This is a genomic window from Pseudoalteromonas sp. (genome assembly GCF_041613455.1).
Classification (GTDB): Bacteria; Pseudomonadota; Gammaproteobacteria; order Enterobacterales; family Alteromonadaceae; genus Pseudoalteromonas.
Genome location: NZ_JBFJHD010000128.1, coordinates 1 through 8,858, shown reverse-complemented (window position 1 = coordinate 8,858; position 8,858 = coordinate 1). Strand labels below are relative to the sequence as shown.

Here is an 8,858-nt window from a genome sequence, read left to right as displayed (position 1 = left end):
TGTTTAGGTCAAGAAGGCGACTTTGTAGTCGCTGGGCAACAGCGTAAAGTATTTACTATCAATGGCTTTAAGCTCTTACCCCAGGTCTGTTATGACCTACGTTTTCCGGTATTTCAACGCAATACCGATGATTACGATGTGATGGTTAATATTGCAAACTGGCCTGCGGTGCGTCGCCATGTGTGGGATACATTGTTAATGGCTCGAGCGATGGAAAACTTATGCTATGTGGTGGGGGTTAATCGCATTGGTGAAGATGGCAATGGGGTGGCGCATAATGGCGGCACTGCGGTCTACGATTTTAAAGGACAGCCGTTAGTCAAAGCCACCGATAACAGCGAGCAGGTATTAACCATTACATTAGAAAAAGCACCATTAATGGCATTTAAAGCGGCGTTTCCGGCGTATTTAGACGCCGATAGCTTTACGTTAAATTAGCCTGTAGCAAATTAAGTGTTAAAATAGCCGCTGATATCTTTTGGCGGCAGCACTATGAATAACTCTTTAATCACTCCTGTAATTTTAGCCGGTGGTATTGGCACTCGGCTATGGCCGCTGTCGCGCCAAGCGATGCCAAAGCAATTTTTACCTTTGCTTGCAGCTGATAAGTCATTGCTGCAAAGCACCTTAACACGTGTAACCAATGAGCTGTTTAATCAAGCTATTTTGGTGTGTAACGAACAACATAGATTTATCGCTGCAGAGCAAGCCGCTGCCGCCAAACCACAGGCATTATTACTTGAGCCAGTAGGTAAAAATACCGCACCTGCTATTGCGCTTGCAGCCCATTATGCATTGCAAAATAATATCACGGGGCCAATATTAGTGATGCCCGCCGATCATCATATTGAAAATTTTAGTGAGTTAACTAGTCAGTTAAATGCGGCAGTAAAATTAGCCGAGCAAGGCAAATTAGTCACGTTTGCAATTTCCCCCACAGAGCCACACACAGGTTATGGTTATATTAAGCAAGGTGCAGCAATTAGCGGCACGGGCTGCTTTGAGGTGGCACAGTTTAAAGAAAAGCCAAACCTCACCACGGCACAACATTACCTAGCAGCAGGTGGTTATAGTTGGAATAGCGGCATGTTTTTATTTACCGCCAGTGCCTACTTAAAAGAGCTAGAGCGATTTGCTCCGAAAATAGCGAGCTGTGTGGCGAAATCGGCAAATTTTAGTGAAGATTTAGCGTTTGTTAGGCCTGCTCACGAGCCGTTAGCGGACTGCCCAAGTGACTCAATCGATTATGCTATTTTAGAGCGCAGTAATAATGTGGTGGTAATGCCTGTAGCGTTAAAGTGGAGTGATGTGGGCAGTTTTTCTGCACTGGCTGCGCTTGCTGAAAAGGATTCGCAGGGTAACAGTCAAAATCAGCAACATATTGCACAGAACAGTATTAATAACCTAGTTATTAGCGAAGATGGACACACAGTTGCTACTTTAGGTGTAAGCGATTTAGCGATTGTACATACTCATGATGCTACCTTGGTTGCAAAGCAAGATTCGCTTGAAGGCTTGCCTTTAATACTCAAGCAATTGGCAATTACACAAAATGACAAACTGGCGCATCATCAGGTGGTTTACCGTCCTTGGGGGCATTATTGTACGTTAGCAGAAAGTATCGGCTTTAAGGTTAAAAAAATTACCGTAAAAAGTGGTGCAAAACTCTCAACCCAGCGTCATCAGCATCGCGCTGAGCATTGGGTGGTAGTATCAGGCACTGCAGATATATGTATTGACCAGCAAAGCTTAACACTGACCCATGACCAATCTTGTTATATTGGTGCAAAACAACTGCATAGCTTAGCGAATAATCAGCCCGAGCCGTTAATCGTTATTGAAGTGCAAACGGGTGCCATATTGGATGAAAGTGACATAGAACGATTTGACGATATATACGGTAGAAAATAACAGTATAAACAGTGAATATGCTTGATTATTTTTTACGGGCTTAAAACTTGTTAGCCCGTAGCCCGTAGCCCGTAGCCCGTAGCCCGTAGCCCGCTTTACCCCAGCCCTTGACGCACAAATTGCAAATACTGTGCTAAGCTTTGCTGCCACAGCGTTGCTGCGTGTTTAAGCTGCTCGTTGTGGGGTTTGTTATCGAGCAAGCGGCGTTCTATTTTTTTCAGCTCTATACCATAACGGTTAAAACCTAATTGCAATGCGGTGCTGGCTTGGCGGTGCAGTAATTTAATGCATTGCTCAGGCTGCTGCTCAACGAGTTGTTGGCAACGGGTTAATTTATTACGCGCAGACAACACAAATTCGTTATAAATCGATGAGACTTCATCGGCGCTAAATGAGCGCATTAAGGCTTCGGCGGCGGTTTCATCATACAGCGTATCAATGAGATCCACGGCGATATTGGTGCTTTTATTGGTTTGTGAATCGCTGAGTGCTTGGCGTAGCTTTTGCTGTTTCATCGGCTTGCCAACAATATCTTTAATGCCCAGCGCAAGGTATTCTTTTATTTCGCTTGGGCTGAGGCTGGCGGTAAACGCGAGCACCGGCGTGCGCTGATTTTTATGCTCAATGCGGGCGAGTGTTTTAAGCACTTGTTGACCGGTTAGGTCGGGCAAGTTCATATCAAGCAAGACTACGTCGAAATGGTGCGCCTGCATTAATTCAATGGCACTTTTACCGTCTTTGGCGAGTTTTATTTTGTGCTCGTCTTCGGCCATAAATTCAATGGCTATTTTTTGATTTAAGTCTAAATCCTCTACCAGTAATACATTGAGCCCGGTAAGGTAGTCTTTGCTTTGATGGCGCTGCTCAACCAAGCTGAGTTCGCCAAGCGTAAAGGTCAGAGTAAAACTGAAGCTGCTGCCGCGGCCGACAGCGCTGCTGATCTCTAATTTACTTTGCAGCTTTTCCAGTAAGCGGCTGGTAATGGCTAAGCCAAGGCCGGTGCCGCCTTTTTCTTTACCCGCACTACTTTGTACGTAAGGTTCTGTTAGATATGCTATTTCATCGCTTTCAATGCCCGGGCCAGAATCGATAACGCTAATTTTAAGAGTATGCTCTAGCTGTGTTTCTGCGACTAAATCGATGTGGATTTCAACACTGCCCTGATCGGTAAATTTAATGGCATTGCCGACAAGGTTAATAATAATTTGTCTGAGCTTTTGCTGATCACAGTAATAACAGGCTTGCTCAGGCACGTTACACACTAACGCAAATTTAAGCTGTTTTTGCTCTGCCAGAGGGCTGAGCAGTAAGCATAGATTTTTTATCCAGGTTTTAAACTCAATATCTTCTTCGTACAGAGCAGCGTCGTGCTGATCTAAGCTGGCATAGTCGAGTACTTTATCAACCAGTAAGTTAAGCGATTCAGCAGAGTTGATAATCGCTTCGCAATAGGCTTTATTACGTGCGTCGCTAGTTTGATTCATCACCAGTTGCGCACTGCCCAAAATACCGTTTAGCGGGGTGCGTATTTCGTGACTAATGGTTGATAAAAACAGCCCGCGTATTTCTAAGTCTTTATGTGCCTTTAAGGTTAATTTATTTAGGTGTTGCTCTCTGCGCTCATTACATAATAACGCCATGCCAGCGGCATAAAACATCGGCGCAATCACCCCATTTAAAAATAACAACGAGCTAAACCAAGGGCTTAATAAGGTATCATGCTGTTCAATATGACCAATAAACAACGCGCGAGCAGTAAAGCTGATGGCCACTAAGGTTAAAATAATAATATAAACAATACTGCCATTTGGGTACGTTTGGCGTGCATATTTGATAAATAAAAACAGCAAAAAAATCGCTTCTGCTATGTGCTGTAAGTCAGATATCAATAGACGTTCATTAATTGCAGGCTGATAAAAGCTGTAGTAGCCGAGCATAACCGCACTCAAGGCGGTAAAGGCACAAAATAATTTAAAGCCGCTGCCGCGATAATTTAAAAACTGGCTTATTGCTAGGCTATGCACGATTGATGCTGCTAATAGCAAACTATTGGCGATAGTGATGGCGATTAAGTTGGGAATTTTGCCTATTAGTGTAAAGCCAATAATCACCCCAAGTAATAGAATTGGGTAAAAAACATAGAGCAAGGTCCCTGGAGTATGCTTATTGGTGCGCCAAGTTAAAAAATTGAGCAAGGTCATGACAATCATCACGGCAATACTGGCAAAATAAAGGGTAAATGAATCGAGCATGGCGACACCAATGAGTAACTAAGAATAGTAGGGGTTATGCTAATTTAATTAACAGTGAGGATTCAACTGCAGGTTAACTTAATACGGATGATTAAATTAACCTACTTTAGATACAAAAACAGACACCCAAGGTGCCTGTTGTTGCTATTACCATCTATAAATTAGCGAATTTCGTCAGGTATGTGCTGCTGTGCCCACGACAATAATTCGATGCGGTTACGGCATTTGGTTTTTCTAAATGCGCTATACAAGTGCGTTTTAACTGTGTGTGGACTAATGCTGAGCTCTTCGGCAATCTCTTTATTTTTAGAGCCGTTACTCATTAATGAGATGATCGCTTTTTCACGTTTGGTGAGTTTGACCGGCTCAATATCACCTTCGGTTAATTTATGTAGCGCATCTTTATTAAATTGCAGCATACGATTGAGTGCATTGCACATAATATCGCGACGATACCACAGCTGGTTTTCCATCAGTAGACGAATGCCTTTCATTAGTACATCGGCATTATCTGTGGTGTAAAATACGCCACGAATACCACTAAGTAAGGCGCGATTAGCAAGTTCAGGGTTTTCATCTAAGTTAAATAATACGATATCGCATTTTACTCGTAAATTGACGAGCTGCTCTTTTAACTTGTCCCATGCATGTTTACTCGATGCTTCTATGAACAGTAGTCGAGTGCCAACAGGCACATCTAATATATCGGTCCCTTTGGTGACGTCAATTCCTTGTGTTTTTAACAAAGGTTCTAAAACATTAATCCCTATGGTGTTAATGGGCTCTTCATCTAATAACAAAAAGGCTGAACTGCTCATATTATTTTTACTCTTTTATAAAGCTAATTGGTTGATTTTATCACGACTCACACACCTTTAGTATTAGTGAGTCGTGTGCTGGCAGGCAAATCAAGTACGAATTTATGATTATTTAAACATAAAATGTTGCAAATAAGTAACTATTTTTTGCCACTAGCAAAAAGTAAAATAATCTACATCACCGTTTTAGCAGGATGATAAAGACAGCGTTAGAGCGCCACCTTTTTGCTCTCTTGATAAGGAGGCCAGCCCATTTCTTTACCTGCAAGCATATGTAAGTGAATGTGATATACCGTTTGCCCGCCATGCTCATTGCAGTTCATTACTACGCGATAACCCTCATCAGCAAAGTTAAATTGTTTAGCGAGTTTAGCGGCAACAACATATAAATTACCCACTAACTGCGAATTATCGGCATTGATATCATTAATAGTGGCAATTGCTTTTTTGGGGATAATTAGCGCATGAAACGGCGCTTGAGGATTAATATCTTTAAAGGCTAGGGTATCCTCATCTTCATAAATAATATCGGCTGGGATCTCTCGGTTAATTATTTTAGTAAAAATAGTCTCTTGACTCATTATATTGTCCCTACAATTAATATGATTAAAGTGATACCCACTAATGACAAACTTTATTCGCAGTGTCAAACTGAAATCAACTAAAGGAGCCAATATGCATAAATCAATATTATTAGTGAGCGCCACCGCGCTGTTATTTAGTCTATCGAGCAGGGCAGAGAACATTCATTTTCCAGAAGAAATTATACCACTGCAAGTTGGCGAGCGTAGCATCGAAAGCTCGTTATTTAGCCGTGTCGACAACGTAGAGCTTGCACCGGGTAGCTATCAGTTAAAACTTAAATACAGCGATTTATACGAGTTAGGGTTTGACGATCATGAAGTGGTGGAGTCTGAACCATTTTGGGTGCAAGTGACCATTGCAGCGGGTAAGGATTATATTTTAGAATTTAACCGCGCTAAAAACCCAGTTGCCGCTAAAGTATTTGCCGCATCGCCGCAGGTAAGCTTAAAAACCAAGGGCAGCCCATTGGCTAAGCCATTAGCAATTATTAGCAGTGCGCAGTTGGCAAATGCACAGCCGGTATCGCAAGTGAGTCAGCCTGCTAAAATGGCAGACAAATCACTACCTGCTACCGCGCCAGTTAATACGAAAGGTGTACCGAGTGCAGCTGAAATGCTTGATTTTTGGTGGCAACAAGCAACTCCAGCGCAGCAACAGGCGTTTTTAAATAAAGTAACCAAGTAGCTGGTTATACAATTAACAAAGGGCCGAATGATCGGCCCTGTTTAGTGGTTGTTTACTCGCTTATTTTTCAAGCTCGTGGTTATTCAAATAATGCGTCGATAGTGCCATGCGCTAATGGGTGATAACCTGGGCGAGCATTTAAGTAAACACTGTGTGCCCACTCTCTTTTACCGTTAGCAATCAGTGATTTGTACAGTGGTACAATTAACTTACGACGGCCAATGCTCGTTAAGTGCTGCTCAAGTGCTGGGTAAATTGGCTGATAGCCATTGCCTACTGCAAGCATATACCAGGCAAAAGCGCGCTCAGCATTTTTTGACTGGGTTAAATTATACGCGCTATCAAGTTCGCTCATATGTGCTTGGCTTAAATCGCGCGGTAAGTTATTTAAAAAGTGCAGCCACTCATGCACTGACCAATTTGTTGTTGGCAACTGCGCTGCAGTGATTTCACCGTTTAACCAGGTTGCTGTAGCGGCATCTACTTTGTCAAATGCATCTGAGGTTGGGTTTGGTGTATCGCTGGGTAGCCCTGGCGCAAAAATCCACTCATTCACTTTATCCATGCTAACAATACCCGGATACTTATCAATTAAGTTGGTTTTTAAGTAAGTGACAAATTGGGCGGTGGTTAACGATTTAAAGGCAAATTCGTTAAAGTAGGTTTTTACAAACGCATCGAATTTATCGCGACCATATTTTTCTTCTAGGTAAATTAAGAATAGCTGACCTTTAGTGTAAGGCACCGAGCTAAACGCATCATCTGGATCGCGGCCATTGAGTTTTAAGTTAAGGCGCGTGTCGGGGGCATCTAACGTTTTAATTTGCGCGCGAATACCTGCCGCGTCGAGTGCTTGCTCCATTACCGCACGATCGCGACCAAATACCGCTTCCATAATGCGGTTTTCAACGTACGAGGTAAAACCTTCGTTTAACCATAAGTCTTCCCAAGTGGCGTTAGTCACTAAGTTACCTGACCAAGAGTGAGCTAACTCGTGAGCAATGAGGTTAACTAAGCTTTTATCACCAGCCACTACGGTTGGGGTGATAAACGACAAGCGCGGGTTTTCCATGCCACCAAACGGAAAGCTGGGAGGTAGCATCAGTAAGTCGTAACGACCCCACGCATATTCGCCGTACATGGCATTGGTTTTGTCGATCATCGCTTGCGTGTCGTTAAACTCGGCAACCGAGGCATCAAGGATAGTGGGCTCGGCAAAAATACCTGTTTGATGCGACATTGCTTTAAATTCTAAATTACCCGCACCAATGGCGATTAGGTAAGGCGAAATAGCTTGCGGCATATTAAAGTGGTAGTCACCGTCTTTATACAGTGCATCTTTGTTGTCGGCACTCATTACGGCACGCACGTCTTTTGGCGTTTGAATGCGCGCCGAGTAGGTAACACGCATAGCAGGCGTGTCTTGCACTGGGATCCAGCTACGCGCATGAATCGCTTGTGATTGGCTGTACATAAATGGGTGAGTTTTGCTGGCCGTTTGCTCAGGTGTTAACCATTGTAAACCAGAAGCTTCTGGGCGACTGTTATAGTAAATACGAACTTTTGCTGCTTGGCTAGCAAAGTTAATGGTGAGTTTAGAGCCTTTTACATCGTCGCGGTTTGCTAAGCTAAACTGCGCTTTATGCCATTGACCGCTTTGTGATTGATACATGACTTTATCAATATCTAAATCACGGGTATCAAGCACTAAGGTTTTACTTTGCTTGTTTTGCCACTGTAAGGTGTGCTCAACAAAACCTTCGAGCTGTTTGTCGCTAAAGTCGATATCTAAATCAAGATTTAAATGCGTAGTAATAACGTCATCAAGATTAGCATACGAGTTTTGGTCAATTGCATTGGCCATCGCTTGCGAGCACATACCAGCCATTGCTAGGCTAAAAAAAAGAGGGGTGATTTTCATAATTACCTTGAACACAAATAAATAAGTGATGGTTTTATATCATGATTGGCAAGACGGGTTGAGCAATTTTTACATTCTGCTGCGCTATTTGCGACGATAGGTTAAACTATTGCGATTAGTTACCGGTTAGTTAGAGAGCTTAGTGGCGCACGCATTACAACCTTTACATACATTTGCATTAAACAACCAATGCCAGCATTTTGTTGAAATTACCCAGCTTGAGCAGCTCAAAGCGCAGCACTTTAGCGCCCCGTATTGCTTATTAGGCGAGGGCAGTAACACGGTATTTTTAACAGACTACAGCGGTACCGTAATTAAAATGGCGACGAAAGGGATAGCCATTGAAGCACGTGACAACGATTACTTAGTACGGGTTGCCGCTGGCGAAAACTGGCACCAGTTAGTGAGTTATTTATTAGCGCAAAATATTCCTGGATTAGAAAACCTAGCACTGATACCCGGTACGGTGGGCGCCGCGCCAGTGCAAAATATAGGTGCCTATGGCGTGGAGTTGGCGACGTTTGTCGACGCTGTGGAGTATTTCGACATAACCAGTAAAACCTTTAATACCCTGAGTAATGCGCAATGTGAGTTTGCTTATCGTGACTCGGTGTTTAAACACCGCCTGAAACACCAAGCGGTGATCACCGAAGTGCATTTAGCGTTACCTAAAAAATGGCAACCGGT

At 43.1% G+C, this 8,858-nt stretch carries 8 protein-coding genes; 4 read left to right on the top strand and 4 right to left on the bottom strand.

Translation table 11 applies throughout. From position 1 onward, the window contains the following. A partial coding sequence (locus ABYB02_RS11690) for a nitrilase-related carbon-nitrogen hydrolase (protein WP_372762625.1) occupies nt 1–438 on the top strand: 438 nt, incomplete at its 5' end. A 54-nt stretch (nt 439–492) separates the two neighbouring features. Next, the gene (locus tag ABYB02_RS11685) at nt 493–1,911 is read left to right on the top strand and encodes a mannose-1-phosphate guanylyltransferase/mannose-6-phosphate isomerase (protein WP_372762624.1); all 1,419 of its coding nucleotides are present in this window, start codon (nt 493–495) and stop codon (nt 1,909–1,911) included. A gap of 95 nt (nt 1,912–2,006) precedes the next feature. Here the strand turns inward: ABYB02_RS11685 and ABYB02_RS11680 are convergent, their stop codons facing one another. The 3 genes from ABYB02_RS11680 to ABYB02_RS11670 form a co-directional block, all read right to left on the bottom strand. After that, complete coding sequence (locus ABYB02_RS11680; RefSeq protein WP_372762623.1) at nt 2,007–4,163, bottom strand: ATP-binding protein; 2,157 nt, start codon at nt 4,161–4,163, stop codon at nt 2,007–2,009. A 161-nt stretch (nt 4,164–4,324) separates the two neighbouring features. Continuing rightward, entirely contained in the window at nt 4,325–4,981 is a 657-nt protein-coding gene (locus tag ABYB02_RS11675; protein ID WP_372762622.1) for a response regulator transcription factor, read from the bottom strand. A 209-nt stretch (nt 4,982–5,190) separates the two neighbouring features. Beyond that, a complete protein-coding gene (locus ABYB02_RS11670) occupies nt 5,191–5,562 on the bottom strand; it encodes a histidine triad nucleotide-binding protein (RefSeq protein ID WP_372762621.1) in 372 nt (123 codons plus the stop codon). Nucleotides 5,563–5,656: 94 nt separating this feature from the next. Between ABYB02_RS11670 and ABYB02_RS11665 the strand changes: the two genes are divergently transcribed. Further along, the gene (locus ABYB02_RS11665; protein ID WP_372762620.1) at nt 5,657–6,250 is read left to right on the top strand and encodes a DUF2057 family protein; all 594 of its coding nucleotides are present in this window, start codon (nt 5,657–5,659) and stop codon (nt 6,248–6,250) included. 79 nt (nt 6,251–6,329) lie between these two features. On the opposite strand, the gene ABYB02_RS11660 is transcribed toward ABYB02_RS11665, so the two are convergent. Next, nucleotides 6,330–8,171 (bottom strand): M1 family metallopeptidase, encoded by a 1,842-nt coding sequence (locus ABYB02_RS11660; protein ID WP_372762619.1) that lies wholly within the window; start codon nt 8,169–8,171, stop codon nt 6,330–6,332. A gap of 142 nt (nt 8,172–8,313) precedes the next feature. On the opposite strand from ABYB02_RS11660, the gene ABYB02_RS11655 reads away from it, so the two are divergent. Beyond that, nucleotides 8,314–8,858, top strand: a 545-nt coding sequence (locus ABYB02_RS11655; protein ID WP_372762618.1) for an FAD-binding protein, incomplete at its 3' end; no start/stop codon positions are given.

Excerpts from the sequence above, each read along its gene's own strand:
- ABYB02_RS11675 (WP_372762622.1), bottom strand. The coding sequence starts at position 4,981 with ATGAGCAGTTCAGCCTTTTTGTTATTAGATGAAGAGCCCATTAACACC.
- ABYB02_RS11660 (WP_372762619.1), bottom strand. The coding sequence starts at position 8,171 with ATGAAAATCACCCCTCTTTTTTTTAGCCTAGCAATGGCTGGTATGTGC.
- ABYB02_RS11670 (WP_372762621.1), bottom strand. The coding sequence starts at position 5,562 with ATGAGTCAAGAGACTATTTTTACTAAAATAATTAACCGAGAGATCCCA.
- ABYB02_RS11680 (WP_372762623.1), bottom strand. The coding sequence starts at position 4,163 with ATGCTCGATTCATTTACCCTTTATTTTGCCAGTATTGCCGTGATGATT.
- ABYB02_RS11665 (WP_372762620.1), top strand. The coding sequence starts at position 5,657 with ATGCATAAATCAATATTATTAGTGAGCGCCACCGCGCTGTTATTTAGT.
- ABYB02_RS11685 (WP_372762624.1), top strand. The coding sequence starts at position 493 with ATGAATAACTCTTTAATCACTCCTGTAATTTTAGCCGGTGGTATTGGC.